Origin of the sequence: Citrobacter sp. KTE30, from assembly GCF_000398825.1 — a bacterium.
GTDB lineage: Bacteria > Pseudomonadota > Gammaproteobacteria > Enterobacterales > Enterobacteriaceae > Citrobacter > Citrobacter freundii.
The window spans coordinates 227,487-244,079 of record NZ_KB976055.1 but is presented as its reverse complement, the minus strand read 5'-3'; the positions used below and the strand labels follow the sequence as shown (position 1 = coordinate 244,079).

17 protein-coding genes are annotated in these 16,593 nt (G+C 53.0%); 8 read left to right on the top strand and 9 right to left on the bottom strand.

Features of this window, described 5'->3' with window-relative positions:
• Nucleotides 1–235: 235 nt before the first annotated feature.
• A complete protein-coding gene (locus WC1_RS21445; protein WP_003025713.1) occupies nucleotides 236–1,576 on the top strand; it encodes a polyamine export protein PaeA in 1,341 nt (446 codons plus the stop codon).
• A gap of 66 nt (nucleotides 1,577–1,642) precedes the next feature.
• Here the strand turns inward: WC1_RS21445 and WC1_RS21450 are convergent, their stop codons facing one another.
• Entirely contained in the window at nucleotides 1,643–1,849 is a 207-nt protein-coding gene (locus tag WC1_RS21450; RefSeq protein WP_003025710.1) for a DUF1107 domain-containing protein, read from the bottom strand.
• Between the two features lie 328 nt (nucleotides 1,850–2,177).
• Here WC1_RS21450 and WC1_RS21455 point away from each other — a divergent pair, with 328 nt between their 5' ends.
• Nucleotides 2,178–2,735 carry a YtfJ family protein gene (locus WC1_RS21455; protein WP_003025707.1) on the top strand — a complete coding sequence of 186 codons (558 nt, stop codon included), beginning with the start codon at nucleotides 2,178–2,180 and terminating at the stop codon, nucleotides 2,733–2,735.
• Here WC1_RS21455 and cysQ read toward each other — a convergent pair.
• Complete coding sequence (gene cysQ, locus WC1_RS21460; RefSeq protein WP_003025705.1) at nucleotides 2,725–3,465, bottom strand: 3'(2'),5'-bisphosphate nucleotidase CysQ; 741 nt, start codon at nucleotides 3,463–3,465, stop codon at nucleotides 2,725–2,727. The genes WC1_RS21455 and cysQ overlap by 11 nt on opposite strands.
• A gap of 188 nt (nucleotides 3,466–3,653) precedes the next feature.
• Here cysQ and cpdB point away from each other — a divergent pair, with 188 nt between their 5' ends.
• Nucleotides 3,654–5,597: a 2',3'-cyclic-nucleotide 2'-phosphodiesterase gene (gene cpdB / locus WC1_RS21465; protein WP_016149457.1), complete on the top strand. Its 1,944-nt coding sequence runs from the start codon at nucleotides 3,654–3,656 to the stop codon at nucleotides 5,595–5,597.
• A gap of 97 nt (nucleotides 5,598–5,694) precedes the next feature.
• On the opposite strand, the gene WC1_RS21470 is transcribed toward cpdB, so the two are convergent.
• On the bottom strand, nucleotides 5,695–6,075 hold the full coding sequence (locus tag WC1_RS21470; RefSeq protein WP_003839526.1) for a winged helix-turn-helix transcriptional regulator: 381 nt from the start codon (nucleotides 6,073–6,075) through the stop codon (nucleotides 5,695–5,697).
• Between the two features lie 90 nt (nucleotides 6,076–6,165).
• Here WC1_RS21470 and WC1_RS21475 point away from each other — a divergent pair, with 90 nt between their 5' ends.
• From WC1_RS21475 to WC1_RS21485, 3 genes are all read left to right on the top strand, one after another.
• Nucleotides 6,166–7,014: an SDR family oxidoreductase gene (locus WC1_RS21475; RefSeq protein ID WP_016149456.1), complete on the top strand. Its 849-nt coding sequence runs from the start codon at nucleotides 6,166–6,168 to the stop codon at nucleotides 7,012–7,014.
• 81 nt (nucleotides 7,015–7,095) lie between these two features.
• Nucleotides 7,096–7,920, top strand: a complete 825-nt coding sequence (locus tag WC1_RS21480) for an AraC family transcriptional regulator (protein ID WP_016149455.1) — start codon at nucleotides 7,096–7,098, stop codon at nucleotides 7,918–7,920.
• A gap of 76 nt (nucleotides 7,921–7,996) precedes the next feature.
• Nucleotides 7,997–8,962: a DMT family transporter gene (locus WC1_RS21485; protein WP_016149454.1), complete on the top strand. Its 966-nt coding sequence runs from the start codon at nucleotides 7,997–7,999 to the stop codon at nucleotides 8,960–8,962.
• 63 nt (nucleotides 8,963–9,025) lie between these two features.
• Here WC1_RS21485 and WC1_RS21490 read toward each other — a convergent pair whose 3' ends face one another.
• Nucleotides 9,026–10,579, bottom strand: a complete 1,554-nt coding sequence (locus WC1_RS21490) for a methyl-accepting chemotaxis protein (protein ID WP_003844953.1) — start codon at nucleotides 10,577–10,579, stop codon at nucleotides 9,026–9,028.
• 245 nt (nucleotides 10,580–10,824) lie between these two features.
• Here WC1_RS21490 and ytfE point away from each other — a divergent pair, with 245 nt between their 5' ends.
• The gene (gene ytfE, locus WC1_RS21495; protein WP_003025690.1) at nucleotides 10,825–11,487 is read left to right on the top strand and encodes an iron-sulfur cluster repair protein YtfE; all 663 of its coding nucleotides are present in this window, start codon (nucleotides 10,825–10,827) and stop codon (nucleotides 11,485–11,487) included.
• Nucleotides 11,488–11,570: 83 nt separating this feature from the next.
• Here the strand turns inward: ytfE and cycA are convergent, their stop codons facing one another.
• Together cycA and fklB are read right to left on the bottom strand one after the other, a co-directional pair.
• The gene (cycA, locus tag WC1_RS21500; RefSeq protein WP_003025688.1) at nucleotides 11,571–12,980 is read right to left on the bottom strand and encodes a D-serine/D-alanine/glycine transporter; all 1,410 of its coding nucleotides are present in this window, start codon (nucleotides 12,978–12,980) and stop codon (nucleotides 11,571–11,573) included.
• A gap of 308 nt (nucleotides 12,981–13,288) precedes the next feature.
• Entirely contained in the window at nucleotides 13,289–13,909 is a 621-nt protein-coding gene (fklB, locus tag WC1_RS21505; RefSeq protein WP_003025685.1) for a BamJ family beta-barrel-assembly machinery protein, read from the bottom strand.
• 219 nt (nucleotides 13,910–14,128) lie between these two features.
• Between fklB and WC1_RS21510 the strand changes: the two genes are divergently transcribed.
• On the top strand, nucleotides 14,129–14,779 hold the full coding sequence (locus WC1_RS21510) for an OapA family protein (RefSeq protein ID WP_016149453.1): 651 nt from the start codon (nucleotides 14,129–14,131) through the stop codon (nucleotides 14,777–14,779).
• Between the two features lie 29 nt (nucleotides 14,780–14,808).
• Here WC1_RS21510 and WC1_RS21515 read toward each other — a convergent pair whose 3' ends face one another.
• From WC1_RS21515 to rpsR, 3 genes are all read right to left on the bottom strand, one after another.
• Nucleotides 14,809–15,732 (bottom strand): DMT family transporter, encoded by a 924-nt coding sequence (locus WC1_RS21515; protein ID WP_003844954.1) that lies wholly within the window; start codon nucleotides 15,730–15,732, stop codon nucleotides 14,809–14,811.
• Nucleotides 15,733–15,874: 142 nt separating this feature from the next.
• The gene (rplI, locus tag WC1_RS21520; RefSeq protein WP_003025676.1) at nucleotides 15,875–16,324 is read right to left on the bottom strand and encodes a 50S ribosomal protein L9; all 450 of its coding nucleotides are present in this window, start codon (nucleotides 16,322–16,324) and stop codon (nucleotides 15,875–15,877) included.
• A gap of 41 nt (nucleotides 16,325–16,365) precedes the next feature.
• Nucleotides 16,366–16,593, bottom strand: a complete 228-nt coding sequence (rpsR, locus tag WC1_RS21525) for a 30S ribosomal protein S18 (RefSeq protein WP_000135199.1) — start codon at nucleotides 16,591–16,593, stop codon at nucleotides 16,366–16,368.

Sequence of the window (16,593 nt, the reverse complement as noted above, 5' to 3'; positions counted from 1 at the left end):
CTAGCTTCTGAAATTACCGGTCCACTCCCTTCGGGCCGGTTTTCATTGAATATTCCATTGGATTTATACTCTATGGATTTCGAGTTGCAGGCCGGCGGCAAACTCGTGAATCCCCAGGAGCATAGATAACTATGTGACTGGGGTGAATGAGTGCAGCTAACGCACCTGCAGCTTGAAAGACGACGAGTATCAACTTCTCCCTTCCGAGGATCTGACCTGAACGGTCAGATAAGATATGTTAAACAGTATTTTAGTCATTCTCTGCCTGATCGCCGTGAGTGCGTTTTTCTCGATATCTGAGATCTCGCTTGCTGCATCACGCAAAATAAAACTTAAACTGCTTGCCGATGAAGGCAACGTAAACGCACAACGTGTTTTGAAGATGCAGGAAAACCCCGGCATGTTTTTTACCGTCGTGCAAATTGGCCTTAACGCGGTCGCCATTCTCGGCGGTATCGTCGGTGATGCAGCATTCTCCCCGGCGTTTTACAGCCTTTTCTCGAAGTACTTCGCTCCAGAGCTGTCCGAACAGTTAAGCTTTATTCTGTCATTCTCGCTGGTTACTGGCCTGTTCATCCTGTTCGCGGATTTAACCCCGAAACGCATCGGTATGATTGCGCCAGAAGCTGTGGCTTTGCGTATCATCAACCCGATGCGCTTCTGCCTGCTGGTCTTCCGCCCGCTGGTGTGGTTCTTTAACGGTCTGGCAAACAACATTTTCCGTCTGTTTAAGATCCCAATGGTGCGAAAAGACGACATCACCTCAGACGACATTTACGCCGTGGTCGAAGCCGGTGCGCTGGCGGGTGTTCTGCGCAAACAGGAGCATGAGCTGATTGAAAATGTGTTCGAACTGGAATCGCGTACCGTCCCGTCTTCAATGACCTCGCGCGAGAATATTATCTGGTTCGATCTCCATGAAGATGAGCAAAGCCTGAAGAACAAAGTGGCGGAACATCCGCACTCCAAATTCCTGGTGTGTAACGAAGATATCGACCACATCATTGGTTATGTCGATTCAAAGGATCTCCTCAACCGCGTACTGGCGAACCAAAGCATGGCGCTGAACAGCGGCGTACAGATCCGCAATACGCTGATCGTCCCGGACACGCTGACGCTCTCTGAAGCACTGGAAAGCTTCAAAACCGCAGGCGAAGACTTTGCCGTCATCATGAACGAGTATGCGCTGGTGGTGGGAATTATCACGCTTAACGACGTGATGACCACGCTGATGGGTGATTTAGTTGGCCAGGGTCTGGAAGAGCAGATTGTGGCGCGTGATGAGAACTCATGGTTGGTTGATGGCGGTACGCCGATTGATGACGTTATGCGCGTGCTGGATATCGACGAGTTCCCGCAGTCCGGCAACTATGAAACCATCGGCGGCTTTATGATGTTCATGCTGCGTAAAATCCCGAAACGCACCGACTCGGTGAAGTATTCTGGCTACAAATTTGAAGTGGTGGATATCGATAACTACAAGATCGATCAGCTGCTGGTGACGCGTCTGGACAGCAAACCTACAGTTCTGGTACCAAAACTGCCAGATGCAAAAGAAGAGGCAAAGGCGTCGTAACGCCTTACAGAAACATCAACGGCTCCTGTCCAGGAGCCGTTTTTTTAACTACTGCATAGCACTTGATCAAGCCATCTCAGTTTGCAGACGCAAGACCTGACGGTTAACTTCGGACATCACGGAAAAATGCAGCTTGTCCTTCACTTTTGGGATAAGAATCTTACCCTTATCAAATTCAAAAGCGCCTACATCCTTGATATATAACCGTCCACGAAACAGGATCTTCACGTACTTCGCCACCTGCAGCGGGTTGTATCGTTGGAAAATTTTCATTGTTGTCTCCTGCTGAGCATTACGCCTTTGCGGTACCACAATCGGTCCGACAATCCTCAGGCGCAAATTTTAATGCCCTATGACTATAGACTATCTCGTTGATGTTTCCAGCGTGTATAAGTTTATTTACCTTCAGGTTACAATTATTCAGAATTATCTTTTCAACGCTTCGCTGTCTTCAGTATAAGCCTTCATTTTTCGCAGGATTTGTGCGCCCGTCCGCAAACTGGCATCGCGCTTGCGGGAAAAAGCATCAATCGCACATATGATTAAATTCCAGACCCAAGTGGTCGGATCACCTGCAAAATAAAAGAAAGAAGGAAAACCTATGACCTTACGAAAACTGTTGGCGCTGTCGTTTCTGCTGCTGCCGATGATTGCCTCCGCACATAAGTTTGAGACTGACCAACGCGTACCACCGGTGGGGATCGCCGATCGCGGCGAACTGATTCTCGATAACGATAAGTTTAGCTACAAAAGCTGGAATAGCGCGCAGTTGCCTGGGAAAGTGCGAATAGTGCAACACATTGCCGGACGCACCTCCGCCAAAGAGAAAAATGCGACACTGATCGAGGCAATCAAAGCCGCCAACCTGCCGCACGACAAATATCAGACCACCACTATCGTCAACACAGATGACGCCATCCCCGGCTCCGGTATGTTTGTGCGCAGCAGTCTGGAGAGCAATAAGAAGCTCTACCCGTGGTCGCAATTCATTGTCGACAGCAATGGCATTGCGCGTAAAGCCTGGCAACTGGATGAAGAGAGCTCCGCTATCGTCGTACTCGACAAGGACGGACGCGTGCAGTGGGCAAAAGATGGCGCATTAACGCAGGAAGAGGTGCAGCAGGTGATTGCCCTGCTGCACAAATTGCTCAGTAAATAGAAACGCGGAAGCCGGGGTTGAGGAACGATTCACGTGGGGTGTAATCCAGAGGTTTCCCCTGCCAGTCGTGAACGTGCGCTCCGGCTGCGGCGGCAACAGCGTGGCCCGCGGCGGTGTCCCATACGTTAGTAGGCCCAAAACGCGGATACAGCTGTGCGTGCCCTTCCGCCACCAGACAGAACTTCAACGATGAGCCAATCGACGTGGTCTGGTGCTCGCCCAACTGTTGCAGATACTCTTTTAACTCATTATCGGCATGCGAGCGGCTAATGACCACCAGCGGCGGACGCGCGTCACGAACCTGAATTTGTTTACGTACGCCGCACTCTTCTTTCCACGCTTTACCTTCTGCTGCGCTGTACATCACTTTCATTACCGGCGCGTAAACCACGCCCAGAACCGGCTTTCCCTTTTCGATCAGCGCAATATTGACCGTAAATTCACCGTTACGCTTAATGAACTCTTTGGTCCCGTCCAGCGGGTCCACCAGCCAGTAGCGCTGCCAGTGCTGGCGAACATCCCAGCCAGGAGGCGCCTCTTCAGACAGAACCGGAATATCCGGCGTCAGCGCCAGTAATCCCTCGAGGATAACCTTGTGCGCGGCGATATCCGCCGCCGTGACCGGAGAATCATCCTGCTTGCTGGTAATCTCCATCGGTTTGATTCCATCGTAGACCTGCATAATGGCATCGCCCGCGTTCCGTGCAAGCTGGCATACATGTTCTAGCATTCTCCACCTCGTTTCTGTCAGTGGTGTTAACTCGTTGTTTTACTTATACCCGATCGTCAGGGGATCCGCCAACTGTGATAGCGTCTGCGGTTTTAAACGCTATATTCATGTCATGATTCACAGTTCTGTAAGCAAGAAGATTTATATACATTTTCTTTTGTGGCTTAGATCTTAAAAGGATGCCCCTGATGATTAAGTTTAGTGCAACGCTTCTGGCAACGCTGATTGCAGCCAGCGTCAATGCCGCGACCGTCGATCTGCGTATAATGGAAACCACTGATTTGCATAGCAATATGATGGATTTCGATTATTACAAAGATACACCGACTGAAAAATTCGGTCTGGTACGTACGGCAAGTCTTATCAACGCTGCGCGTGGAGAAGTCAAAAACAGCGTGCTGGTTGATAATGGCGATCTGATTCAGGGCAGCCCGCTCGGGGATTACATGGCGGCCAAAGGGCTGAAAGCGGGCGAAACTCACCCGGTATATAAGGCGCTGAATACCCTGGATTACGCGGTGGGTAACCTCGGCAACCATGAATTCAACTACGGTCTTGAGTATCTGCACAACGCGCTGGCAGGGGCGAAGTTCCCTTACGTTAATGCCAATATCATCGACGTTAAGACCAAAAAGCCGCTATTTACGCCTTATCTGATCAAAGACACTGAGGTTGTCGACAAAGAAGGGAACAAGCAGACGCTGAAGATTGGCTATATCGGTTTTGTGCCACCCCAGATTATGACCTGGGATAAAGCCAACCTCAGCGGTAAAGTGACGGTGAACGACATTACGGAAACTGCACGCAAATACGTTCCCGAAATGCGAGAAAAAGGTGCCGATGTCGTGGTGGTAGTTGCTCACTCCGGGCTTTCTGCCGACCCGTATCAAACCATGGCGGAAAACTCCGTTTATTACCTCAGTGAAGTCCCGGGCGTGGATGCCATTATGTTTGGTCACGCTCACGCCGTTTTCCCCGGTAAAGACTTTGCCAACATCAAAGGTGCAGATATCACAAAAGGTACGCTCAATGGCGTTCCTGCGGTGATGCCGGGCATGTGGGGCGATCATCTGGGGGTCGTGGATTTAGTGCTGAATAACGACAGCGGTAAATGGCAGGTCACCCAAGCGAAAGCCGAAGCACGTCCGATTTATGACGCGGCAGCGAAAAAATCACTGGCAGCAGAAGACAAAAAAATCGTTGAGATCCTGAAAGCCGATCACGACGCCACGCGTGAGTTTGTCAGCAAACCGATCGGTAAATCCGCCGACAATATGTACAGCTATCTGGCGCTGGTACAGGATGATCCGACCGTACAGGTGGTGAACAACGCGCAGAAAGCCTATGTGGAACACTTTATTCAGGGCGATCCGGATCTGGCAAAACTACCGGTACTTTCCGCCGCCGCGCCGTTTAAGGTCGGTGGGCGTAAGAACGATCCGGCAAGCTTTGTAGAAGTCGAAAAAGGCCAGTTAACCTTCCGTAACGCCGCTGATTTGTATCTCTATCCCAACACTCTGGTGGTGGTGAAAGCCAGCGGTAAAGAGGTGAAAGAGTGGCTGGAATGTTCCGCCGGGCAGTTCAATCAGATTGATATCCACAGCAGCAAACCACAGTCGTTGATTAACTGGGACGGCTTCCGTACCTATAATTTCGACGTGATTGATGGCGTGAATTATCAGATTGATGTTTCACAACCCGCCCGCTACGACGGGGAATGTCAGACCATTAATCCGAAAGCGGAACGTATTAAAAATCTGACCTTTAACGGCAAACCAATCGATCCGAATGCTACCTTCCTCGTCGCGACCAACAACTACCGCGCCTACGGCGGTAAGTTTGCCGGAACCGGCGACAACCACATCGCGTTTGCTTCTCCGGATGAAAACCGCTCGGTGCTGGCCGCGTGGATTGGTGCACAGACGAAGCGTGCCGGTGAAATTCATCCGGCGGCAGATAACAACTGGCGTCTGGCGCCAATTCACAGCGATACGCCACTGGATATTCGCTTTGAAACATCACCGTCTGATAAAGCCGCGGCGTTTATTAAAGAGAAAGGCCAGTATCCGCTGAAAAAAGTCGCGACCGATGACATCGGTTTCGCCATTTACCAGTTGGATTTAAGTAAGTAATTTTCGTGCCGGATGCGACGCAATAGCGTCTTATCCGGCCTACGAGTCGAAGTAATCTGTAGGCCGGATAAGGCGTTAGCCGCCATCCGGCAATACTTTACGCCGCCCGCTCTTCCCGCTGCGCTAAAACCTGCGGCAAATTCAGTTCTATCCAGTCCGCCAGCGCGGCGACTTTATCGCTCACCTGCTCACCCAACTGCGTCAGGCTATACTCCACGTGCGGCGGTACTACCGGATATGACACCCGATTGATAAACCCGTCCTGCTCTAACGCTTGCAGGGATTGCGCCAGCATCTTTTCACTGACCCCGCCCATCTTACGGCGCAAATCGCTGAAACGGTGCGTACCGTCGCGCAGCGCTACCAGAATCAACACGCCCCAGCGGCTGGTGACGTGTTTTAACACCTCGCGGGAGGGACACTGTTCGGCAAACAAGTTGCCATCGCGTAACTGCTGGGAGAGCGTCGAAGCTGTCATTTTTATACTAACCTTTTTGTACGTACTTACTAAAAGTAAGTTTAGGTGTTAGCGTGATTAAACACAAGACCAATACCAAGGAGTCACCCCATGATCGCGATTACCGGCGCCACCGGCCAACTGGGCCAACACGTTATTGAATCTCTGCTGAAAACCGTTCCTGCCAGCCAGATTGTGGCAATCGTGCGTAATCCCGCTAAAGCGACGGCGCTTAGTCAGCAGGGCATTACCGTTCGTCAGGCGGATTACAGCGATGAAGCCGCCTTTACAACTGCCTTACAGGGTATCGACAAGCTACTGCTGATCTCCTCCAGCGAAGTGGGACAACGTGCCCCGCAGCATCGCAACGTGATTAATGCAGCGAAAGCCGCTCACGTGAAATTTATCGCCTACACCAGCCTGCTGCACGCTGACACCTCCCCGCTGGGGCTGGCTGATGAGCATGTGGCAACCGAGCAGATGCTGGCTGAATCCGGTATCGCCTACGCGCTACTGCGTAACGGTTGGTACACCGAAAACTATCTCGCCAGCGCGCCGGCTGCTCTGGAACATGGCGTGTTTATCGGGGCTGCAGATGAAGGCAAAATTGCCTCAGCGACCCGCGCCGACTATGCCGCTGCCGCCGCGCGCGTCATCAGTGAAGACGGTCACGCCGGTAAAACCTATGAGCTGGCGGGCGACGCAGGCTGGACCCTGAGCCAGTTGGCTGCCGAGCTGGCAAAACAGAGTGGTAAAAAAGTGGTGTATCAGAACCTGAGCGAAGCTGATTTTGCCGCCGCGCTAAAAGGTGTAGGTCTGCCTGCCGGACTGGCGGACATGCTGGCTGACTCAGACACTGGCGCCTCCAAAGGCGGTCTGTTCGACGACAGCCATACGCTGAGCAAACTGATTGGTCGCCCGACCACCTCGCTGGCTGACAGCGTCAAAGGCATCTTGTAAGTGTTAAAAATTAGTTAATTGTGGTGGCATCCCCGCGCATCCTCTCTGATAATGACAGGATGATGCGTGGGGAGAGAAAACGTGCAAGGTGTACCTGAGCAGTTTATTGATGAGAAAGACAGCGCCCGCTTTCGCCATCTGGCGCAGGTGCCGGGCGTAGAGCTGTATCATGCGCACATCTCACGTTACGCCTTTGAGCCGCACACACATGAAGCATTCGGCATTGGCGCGATAGAAGCCGGAGCCGAACGTTTTCGTTATCGCGGCACGCAGTACGTGGCCCCCGCCCATTCCGTCGTAACCATGAATCCCGATGAGCTGCACACCGGCGAGGCCGAAACCGCCGATGGCTGGCGCTATCGGATGATTTATCTTGAGCCCGATCTTCTGGAAGAGGTCACTGGGATCCGCCACTGGTGGTTTCATGACGTAACGCGTCACGATCCGCTGCGCTCGCGCCAGATCTGCTCGCTGATCCACGGCCTGTGGAACACAGAAGATCCGTTGGCGCAAAAAGGACTATTGCTCGATCTGATCGACACGTTCCAGCCGCTGGCCCGCCATGCACCGGTATTGCCGGAGGGGGCGCATCGCTTTGAACGAGTACGCGAGTATCTGCACGATAATTATATGCATCCGGTCACGCTCGACGAGCTGGCGCAGGTTGCATCGCTGAGTCCCTGGCATTTTCAGCGCCAGTTTAAATCTCATTTCCACGTCACGCCGCACCAGATGTTGATGGCGATCCGCCTGTGGCGAGCCAAAGGTTTTCTCACTTGCGGTATGCCCGCCGCAGAGGTCGCCGCCGCAACCGGCCTCACCGACCAGTCGCATCTCACCCGCGCGTTTACCCATCGCTACGGCATTACGCCAGTGCGATATCAGAAACAAGTCGTCCGGCGTTGATCAGCAATCTCATACAATACGGCAGCATTTTTCCTGCCTACACTCGACGTATTGTTAAGCGATGTGGATATCAAAAATGATTAGCGGTGTGTTGTATGCCCTGCTGGCCGGGCTGATGTGGGGATTAATTTTTGTTGGACCGCTGATCGTACCGGAATACCCGGCGGTATTGCAGTCGATGGGGCGCTATCTGGCGCTGGGGCTGATCGCATTGCCGATTGCCTGGCTGGGACGTGTGCGCCTGCGTCAACTCGGGCGGAAAGACTGGTTAACTGCGCTGACGCTAACAATGATGGGGAATCTGATTTATTACGTTTGCCTGGCAAGCGCTATCCAGCGCACCGGCGCACCGGTCTCCACGATGATTATTGGTACATTGCCGGTGGTGATCCCGGTCTTCGCTAACCTGCTCTACAGCCAGCGTGACGGCAAATTATCATGGTGGCGTTTGTCGCCTGCGCTGGTGTTGATTGGTATAGGCCTGCTGTGCGTGAATATCTCGGAGCTGAATCAGGGACTCCCTGACTTTAGCGGATGGCGATATGGCTCTGGCATCGCACTGGCGCTGATTTCGGTGGTGTGTTGGGCGTGGTATGCGCTGCGTAATGCCCGCTGGCTGCGCGAGAATCCGGATAAGCACCCGATGATGTGGGCGACGGCCCAGGCACTGGTGACGCTGCCTGTTTCTCTGCTCGGCTATATTGCCGCCTGCCTGTGGTTGAACGGGCAAACGCCGGACTTTGCTCTGCCCTTCGGTCCGCGTCCAGCCGTGTTTATCGGCCTGATGATAGCCATTGCGGTATTGTGTTCTTGGGTTGGCGCACTGTGCTGGAACGTCGCCAGCCAGAAGCTGCCGACGGTGATCCTCGGCCCGTTGATTGTCTTCGAAACGCTGGCTGGTTTGCTGTACACCTTTATACTGCGCCAGGAATTTCCGCCGCTGCTGACGGTAAGCGGTATTACGCTGCTGATGGTTGGGGTAGTGATAGCCGTCAGAGCCAAGCCGCAGAAACCGAGCGTCATGGTGGTTTCACAATCATAATGTGCCGGATGGTGCTCCGCTTATCCGGCCTACTGGATAATATCTTGTAGGCCGGAGCAGACGTTAAACTTTAAACACCGCCACCGTCTGGTTCAACCGTGCGGCCTGCTCTTCGAGCGCGGCTGCGGCGGAAGCGGATTCCTCCACCAGCGAGGCGTTTTGCTGCGTGACGCGATCCATCTCAGCCACCGCCTGACCGACCTGATCGATACCCCGACTCTGTTCATCAGAGGCCGACGCAATTTCTCCCATAATATCGGTAACCTGGGTGACGGCACTGACAATTTCCGCCATCGTCTCACCCGCCTCATGCACCAGCGCCGTACCGGCATTGACCCGATTCCCTGAGTCATCAATCAACGCCTTAATTTCTTTTGCCGCCTGAGCGCTACGCTGCGCCAGCGTGCGCACCTCGCCTGCGACTACAGCAAAGCCACGCCCCTGTTCGCCCGCTCGCGCCGCTTCTACCGCCGCGTTCAGCGCCAGGATGTTGGTCTGGAAAGCAATACCGTCGATAACAGTAGTAATTTGCGCAATTTTGCTGGAACTGGTGGCGATTTCATCCATCGTACGCACCACGCCATCAACCACGGTTCCGCCTTTCTGCGCCGTCTGCGAAGCATTTTTTGCCAGGCTGGTCGCCTGACGCGCGTTATCTGCGTTCTGTCTCACGGTTGCAGTAAGTTGTTCCATGCTGGCTGCGGTCTCCTCCAGAGAGGCGGCCTGCTGTTCGGTACGTGAAGAGAGATCGTTACTGCCAGCGGCAATTTCACCCGCGCCGGTATAGATGGTGTCAGCCCCGTCACGCACCACGCTGACCGTGTTCGCCAGCGCCTGCTGCATGTCGCGGACGTTGCCTGCCAGCAGCGCCATTTCATTACTGCCATCGGCGTTGATGCGGTGAGTCAAATCACCTGCGGCAATATGGCGAATATGTCCCATCACCTCGTGGAGCGGCTTGAGCAGCACTCGCTGCATCGCCAGCCAACTGGCGATAATTACGGTGACGACAATCAGCATCACCGCGGACAGTAGCCAGATTATCTTCTGGTAGTCACTCTCATTGTCCTGTACCCCGGCAGTGGCCAGCGCCGTTTGCGCGCTACGCCATTCCCGATAAACTTCCTGCATGGCCGTTTGCTTTTGCTCGGCGTTCTGCTTGAACATCTCTTCCAGCTTTCCTTCAGCCAGCAGCGCGTTCATTTTTGCCAGCGTCGCAGAATAGATGCCGTACTGTTCTTCCAGTCGATCGGCCAGATGCTCATCCAACCCCGGCGTTTCCGGTAGAGCGTAGTATTTATCGTAATGCTCTTTCGATTCGGCCAACAGGCGATTTGCTGTGTTCACCAGCTCCTTCAACTGACCGCCGTTAATCTCGCTGGCCATCGTTCCCTGTAAACGCAGCATGCCCCGGTTGAGCGTGACGCGAGCCTGGTTCAGGCTAATCCACGCATCGGTAAACTCGGCCACATTCTGGCTGGAAAGTTGAGACACGTTAAAGTTCTGCTTATCGTTATTGAGCGCGCCAATAAAGACGCCCGCAGAGATGAGCTGCATTGCGCCCAGGGCGAGTAACACGGTGATAAGTAAGGTTATCACTTTGATTCGTTTGAACATCTGTAGCCTTTTTATTATGCAGGTATTGTCTGAGGTCTAACTATCGGCAGCGGCGTGCGCTTATTTAATCCTGTCGAGCCGCTTTTTTCGCCGCCCCTCACCTTTCCAATAAGATTCAGCACCTTAACGAAATAAGAAATTTTCGTGACGTTCATCACAAAACACCCCACCCCGAAAGGGTTATATCCTTCGCCATAAGTTGTATTTAAAATACATCTTATATTATTGAGAATGAGGTAACGGCAATGTCTTATCGCGATCAACCTTTAGGTGAACTGGCGCTCTCTATTCCTCGCGCTTCGGCCCTGTTTCGTAAATACGATATGGATTACTGCTGCGGCGGTAAGCAAACGCTGGCACGCGCTGCCGCGCGTAAAGAGCTGGATTTAGACGTTATTGAGGCGCAGCTTGCGCAGCTGGCTGAACAGCCGCTGGAGAAAGACTGGCGTACCGTGGCTCTGGCTGAAATCATCGACCATATCATCGTGCGTTATCACGACAGACACCGCGAACAGCTGCCGGAGCTGATCCTGCAGGCCACAAAAGTTGAACGCGTTCACGCAGACAAACCGAACGTACCGCGCGGTCTGGCGAAAAACCTGACCATGCTGCATGAAGAGCTGTCCAGCCACATGATGAAAGAAGAGCAGATCCTGTTCCCGATGATCAAACAGGGCATGGGTAGCCAGGCGATGGGGCCAATCAGCGTGATGGAAAGCGAACATGACGATGCGGGTGAACTGGTGGAAGTGATCAAACACATCACCCACAACGTGACGCCGCCGCCAGAAGCCTGCACCACCTGGAAAGCCATGTATAACGGCATTAACGAAATGATCGATGACCTGATGGAACACATCAGCCTGGAAAACAATGTGTTGTTCCCGCGTGCCCTCGCAGGTGAATAAAAAAAGGCGCCCGAGAGCGCCTTCCTGAAGTCCGAATTCGGCCACTGCTTATGTGGCCTTTTTTGTGTCCGATATGACAACGCTTAACGCATACCCGCCATACGTTTCTTACCGATAAACAACCAGCCCAGACCCAGCGCGATGAACCACAGCGGCGTCACCATCAACGCCTGACGGGTATCATCTTCCAGCGTCAGCAGTACCAGTACGAAGACGAAGAACGCCATACATACCCAGCACATCAGCTTGCCTAACGGCATCTTGTAAATTGATTTTTCATGCAGGTGAGGACGTTGCTTGCGGTACACCAGGTACGAGCAAAGAATGATGGTCCAGACGAACATGAACAGAATCGCCGACACGGTGGTGATCATGGTGAACGCGCCAATCACGCTCGGGTTCACGTACAGCATCACCACGCCGCCCAACAGACAGATACAGGAGAAGGTTAACCCCTTCGCCGGAACTGCGCGTTTAGACAGCTTGGCAAATGCTTTAGGCGCAACGCCTTCCTGCGCCAGGCCGAACAGCATACGGCTGGTAGAGAACACGCCGCTGTTTGCGGAAGAGGCAGCTGAAGTCAGAACCACAAAGTTGATCAGGCTCGCCGCAGCAGGCAGACCAACCAGCACAAACAGTTCAACGAATGGGCTCTTGGTTGGTACTACCGAGCTCCACGGCGTTACGGACATAATCACGATCAGCGCGAACACGTAGAACATGATAATACGGATTGGAATCGAGTTAATGGCGCGCGGCAGAGATTTCTCAGGATCCTTGGTTTCCGCGGCGGTCGTTCCCACCAGCTCAATACCCACAAACGCGAATACCGCTATCTGGAAGCCGGCAAAGAAGCCGCTCAGACCTTTCGGGAACCAGCCACCGTCATTCCACAGATGCGTGAACGATGCCTGAACGCCGGTTGGCGACTGGAAGTGCGTCAGCACCATCACCAGACCGACGACAATCAGGCCGATGATGGCGACGATTTTGATCATCGCAAACCAGAACTCCATCTCACCGAACATTTTTACGGTGGCGAGGTTGAGGCTCAGCAGCAGCACAATCACCGCCAGCGAGGCGACCCAATCTGACAGTTCGGGGAACCAGAATTGCGCATACGCGGTAATCGCGACAACGTCTGCCATCCCAGTAACGACCCAGCAGAACCAGTAGGTCCAGCCGGTAAAATACCCGGCCCATGGCCCGAGCAGGTCGGAGGCGAAATCACTAAACGATTTGTACTCCAGATTCGAGAGCAGCAATTCACCCATTGCCCGCATCACGAAAAACAGCATAAAACCGATGATCATATATACAAAGATGATCGACGGTCCGGCGAGACTGATGGTTTTACCGGAGCCCATAAACAGGCCAGTACCGATAGCACCACCAATAGCAATAAGTTGAATATGACGGTTTGTGAGATTGCGCCGTAGCGACTGTTCAGACGACGCCTCTTCAGCGGTGTCGACTTTTACCTGATCTACCATGTTTTTTCTTCCTGTACCTGTCTGTGTTGTTCAGGCTCTACGGCCTTTAGTGTGTCTATGATACGACGATCCTGTTATCAGGACTCATCGATATTAGGTAAGAATTGGCGGGATGAATACTAAGATTTAGATATAATGTTAATTTAATGTTTAAAGTGAGTGTCATATCACTCTGATAGCGCGAATCAGCTCACAAAAATACACGCTGATGCGGCATTTGCAAGATAAAATATCGACAACGACGTAACTATAGCTTTTCACGCTATTTATTTGTTCCCCCCGGCCTCGGGGGGAACAGAAGTCACTGCTTACAGGATCTCAAGCAGCTCAACGTCGAACACCAGCGTGCTGAACGGAGGAATGGACGCGCCAGCACCACGCTCGCCGTAAGCCAGTTCCTGAGGAATAGTCAGTTCCCATTTCGAACCTACCGGCATCAGGGTCAGTGCTTCAATCCAGCCAGGGATTACGCCGTTAACTGGGAATTCAGCCGGTTCGCCACGTGCGACAGAGCTGTCAAACACGGTACCGTCGATCAGTTTACCGGTATAATGCACGCGAACGCGGTCAGTACGCGCCGGAATAGCCCCTTCGCCCTGAGTCAGAACACGGAACTGCAAACCGGATTCAGTGCTGTTCACACCCTCTTTCTCACGGTTTTCTTCCAGATATTTGACGCCATCAGCCGCCATAGCCTGGAAGCGTTCGCGACGTACTGCATCAGCGCGTTCATGGATTTCACGCAGCGCGCGATGCACAACATCAACCGGCACTGCCGGGTGCTTACCTTCCAGCGCGTCAGCGATACCCGCTACCAGCGCTTCAGGCAACAGTCCTTCCAGTCCGGATTCGCTCAGCTGTTGTCCTACCTGCAAACCAATGCCATAGCTTGCTTGCGCTTCGATAGTGTCAAAAGTCGGGTTAGCCATCATATTTCCTTTCATCGGATGTAAAGTAGCGGGCAGCATATCAGCCATGCCGCATCCGGTAAAACTTTGTCTCGGGAACAGATGACAAATCGCGAGGAAACATAAACAATAGGAATATCCCGCGTTGACGTCACGAAAGCGGGTAATATGACGAACATCATAGCGTTAGCCATCTATACTCTATGATCGAGGAACGAGACGCGGAGCAGGAGGAAAGCCATGCCCGGGCGCTTTGAATTAAAACCAACCCTGGCGAAAATCTGGCATGCACCGGACAATTTTCGCATTATGGATCCGCTACCGCCTATACACCGCCGCGGCATTATTATTGCTGCTCTCGTGCTGGTGATAGGTTTCCTGCTTCCTTCCAGTGACACCAGCGATGCCCCTGTGGTGACGCGTACTGCCCAGCTGGATTTACAGTCACAGTCGCAGCCACCAACCGAGGCTCAGCTACAGGCACAGTTAGTCGCCCCGCAAAACGATCCCGGCCAGGTCGCTCCGGTTGCTCCAGAGCCAATCCAGGAAGGAGAACCTGATGCGCAGCCGCAGGCTCAGCAATCTCAGCCGCAGACGCAACCTTTCCAACAGGATAGCGGAATTGAGCAACAGTGGCGCTCTTATCGCGTAGACTCGGGCAAAACGCTGGCCCAGGTCTTCCGTGACCATAACCTCCCGCCAACCGATGTGTATGCAATGGCGCAGGTTGAAGGCGCGGGAAAACCGCTAAGCAACCTGAAAGACGGTCAGATGGTGCAGATCAGGCAGAATGCCAATGGCGTGGTGACGGGATTAACCATTGATACCGGGAATGGCCAGCAGGTTCTGTTCACCCGCCAGCCTAACGGCAGTTTTATTCGCGCCCGTTAAGCGGCGCCATCAGGCATCAAGGTGAAGCGTCAGCGCTTCACCTTATTCACCCACCAGATCCCCGAACAGACCAGCACCAGCGCCAGTGCGTATTTCCATTCGAGAATGTTTTCGCCGAGGAATATCGCCGACAGAACCGCCCCCGAAACCGGGATCAGGAAGTTAAACGGCGCAATCATCCCCACACGATTATGCTTGAGCAGAATACTCCACAAGGCAAAGGCGACCGAAGAGAGTAACGTCAGGTAGCCCAGAATTGCTACCGAAGACGCACCGTGTACGGTCAGCGTGCCGCCAAAAGCGTAGCCACCGATAACCAACGCCAGACCGCCACCGCCCAACTGGTACCCTGTCATTACCGTCGGGTCTACCGTCTGAGAAATACGTTTTCCATATAGCGTGGCAGCAGAAAGAATAAAGGCCGCCATCACTACTGAGCCGTCTCCTAACAGGCTAAAACTAAAATCCATTCCGCTGCTAAAGTTCACTACCATCACCCCAGCAAAGCCGAGGATACAGCCCAGCGCTTTGTTGTAGCTCAGTTTGTCATTATGGTAGATAAAATGGGCCAGTAGCACGCTGAAGAAGGTCCCGGTCGCATTCATGATGGACCCTTTCACCCCCGTCGTGAAAGCCAGGCCAATATAGAAGAAGATGTATTGCAGCGAGGTTTGCGTCAGCCCCAACAGCGTGAGTTGGCCGTACTGACGCGGGCTTAACCGACCAATCGGTTTTCGCTGCGCCATCGCCAGCATTAGCAGCAATATTCCCGCAAACAGAAAGCGATATCCGGCAAAGACAATCTTTGAGGGAATGTCATCCGTGGCAATCTGGAAGATCTCATATCCGCTCTTGATCGCCGGATAGGCGCTCCCCCACAGCAGGCAGCAGAACGCCGCGCTCAGATAGACAACATTTTTACGCGCAAACAGAGGTTGGTGCGTTGGTTCCATTCCATCACCACTTTGAAATAATGTTTTATTTTTGTGATTATCCCGAAAAGGATAAAGAATAGCCAGAGAGAAAAGCGGGGGAACAGAAAAGCAAAACGCCGGCACAGGGCCGGCGCTTTTACGCGGTCATCAGAATAAAAACTTATTCTGCAACTACGTTTACAGTCAGCTTAGCAAACACTTCGCTGTGAACCTGGAAGCTCACTTCGTGCTCACCAGTGGTACGCAGAACGCCGTTCGGCAGACGAACTTCGCTCTTAGCTACTTCAACGCCAGCTGCAGTTACAGCGTCAGCGATGTCGCGAGTACCGATGGAACCGAACAGTTTACCTTCGTCGCCAGCTTTAGACGCGATGGTTACGGTTTCCAGTGCGTTGATTTTCTCAGCACGAGCTTCAGCAGCGGACAGAACGTCAGCCAGTTTAGCTTCCAGCTCAGCGCGACGCGCTTCGAAAAATTCAACGTTTTTCTTGGTAGCAGGAACAGCTTTACCCTGTGGTACCAGGAAGTTACGAGCATAGCCCGCTTTAACGTTAACCTGATCACCCAGGCTACCCAGGTTTGCTACTTTATCAAGCAGAATAACTTGCATTACCTTATCCTCTCAAAGTCGTATTAATGGACCGTGACCGATTACTGATGACGATCAGTGTACGGCAGCAGGGACAGGTAGCGAGCGCGTTTGATAGCGCGAGCCAGCTGACGCTGGTATTTTGCACGGGTACCGGTGATACGGCTTGGGACAATCTTACCGCTTTCGGTGATGTAGTTTTTCAGCGTAGCGATATCTTTATAGTCGATCTCTTGAACGCCTTCCGCGGTGAAACGGCAGAACTTGCGACGACGGAAATAACGTGCCAT

What these genes read in the sequence shown, in the direction of transcription:
- WC1_RS21445 (WP_003025713.1), top strand. Translation starts at nt 236, where the DNA reads ATGTTAAACAGTATTTTAGTCATTCTCTGCCTGATCGCCGTGAGTGCG.
- WC1_RS21450 (WP_003025710.1), bottom strand. Translation starts at nt 1,849, where the DNA reads ATGAAAATTTTCCAACGATACAACCCGCTGCAGGTGGCGAAGTACGTG.
- WC1_RS21455 (WP_003025707.1), top strand. Translation starts at nt 2,178, where the DNA reads ATGACCTTACGAAAACTGTTGGCGCTGTCGTTTCTGCTGCTGCCGATG.
- cysQ (WP_003025705.1), bottom strand. Translation starts at nt 3,465, where the DNA reads ATGCTAGAACATGTATGCCAGCTTGCACGGAACGCGGGCGATGCCATT.
- cpdB (WP_016149457.1), top strand. Translation starts at nt 3,654, where the DNA reads ATGATTAAGTTTAGTGCAACGCTTCTGGCAACGCTGATTGCAGCCAGC.
- WC1_RS21470 (WP_003839526.1), bottom strand. Translation starts at nt 6,075, where the DNA reads ATGACAGCTTCGACGCTCTCCCAGCAGTTACGCGATGGCAACTTGTTT.
- WC1_RS21475 (WP_016149456.1), top strand. Translation starts at nt 6,166, where the DNA reads ATGATCGCGATTACCGGCGCCACCGGCCAACTGGGCCAACACGTTATT.
- WC1_RS21485 (WP_016149454.1), top strand. Translation starts at nt 7,997, where the DNA reads ATGATTAGCGGTGTGTTGTATGCCCTGCTGGCCGGGCTGATGTGGGGA.
- WC1_RS21490 (WP_003844953.1), bottom strand. Translation starts at nt 10,579, where the DNA reads ATGTTCAAACGAATCAAAGTGATAACCTTACTTATCACCGTGTTACTC.
- ytfE (WP_003025690.1), top strand. Translation starts at nt 10,825, where the DNA reads ATGTCTTATCGCGATCAACCTTTAGGTGAACTGGCGCTCTCTATTCCT.
- cycA (WP_003025688.1), bottom strand. Translation starts at nt 12,980, where the DNA reads ATGGTAGATCAGGTAAAAGTCGACACCGCTGAAGAGGCGTCGTCTGAA.
- fklB (WP_003025685.1), bottom strand. Translation starts at nt 13,909, where the DNA reads ATGGCTAACCCGACTTTTGACACTATCGAAGCGCAAGCAAGCTATGGC.
- WC1_RS21510 (WP_016149453.1), top strand. Translation starts at nt 14,129, where the DNA reads ATGCCCGGGCGCTTTGAATTAAAACCAACCCTGGCGAAAATCTGGCAT.
- WC1_RS21515 (WP_003844954.1), bottom strand. Translation starts at nt 15,732, where the DNA reads ATGGAACCAACGCACCAACCTCTGTTTGCGCGTAAAAATGTTGTCTAT.
- rplI (WP_003025676.1), bottom strand. Translation starts at nt 16,324, where the DNA reads ATGCAAGTTATTCTGCTTGATAAAGTAGCAAACCTGGGTAGCCTGGGT.
- rpsR (WP_000135199.1), bottom strand. Translation starts at nt 16,593, where the DNA reads ATGGCACGTTATTTCCGTCGTCGCAAGTTCTGCCGTTTCACCGCGGAA.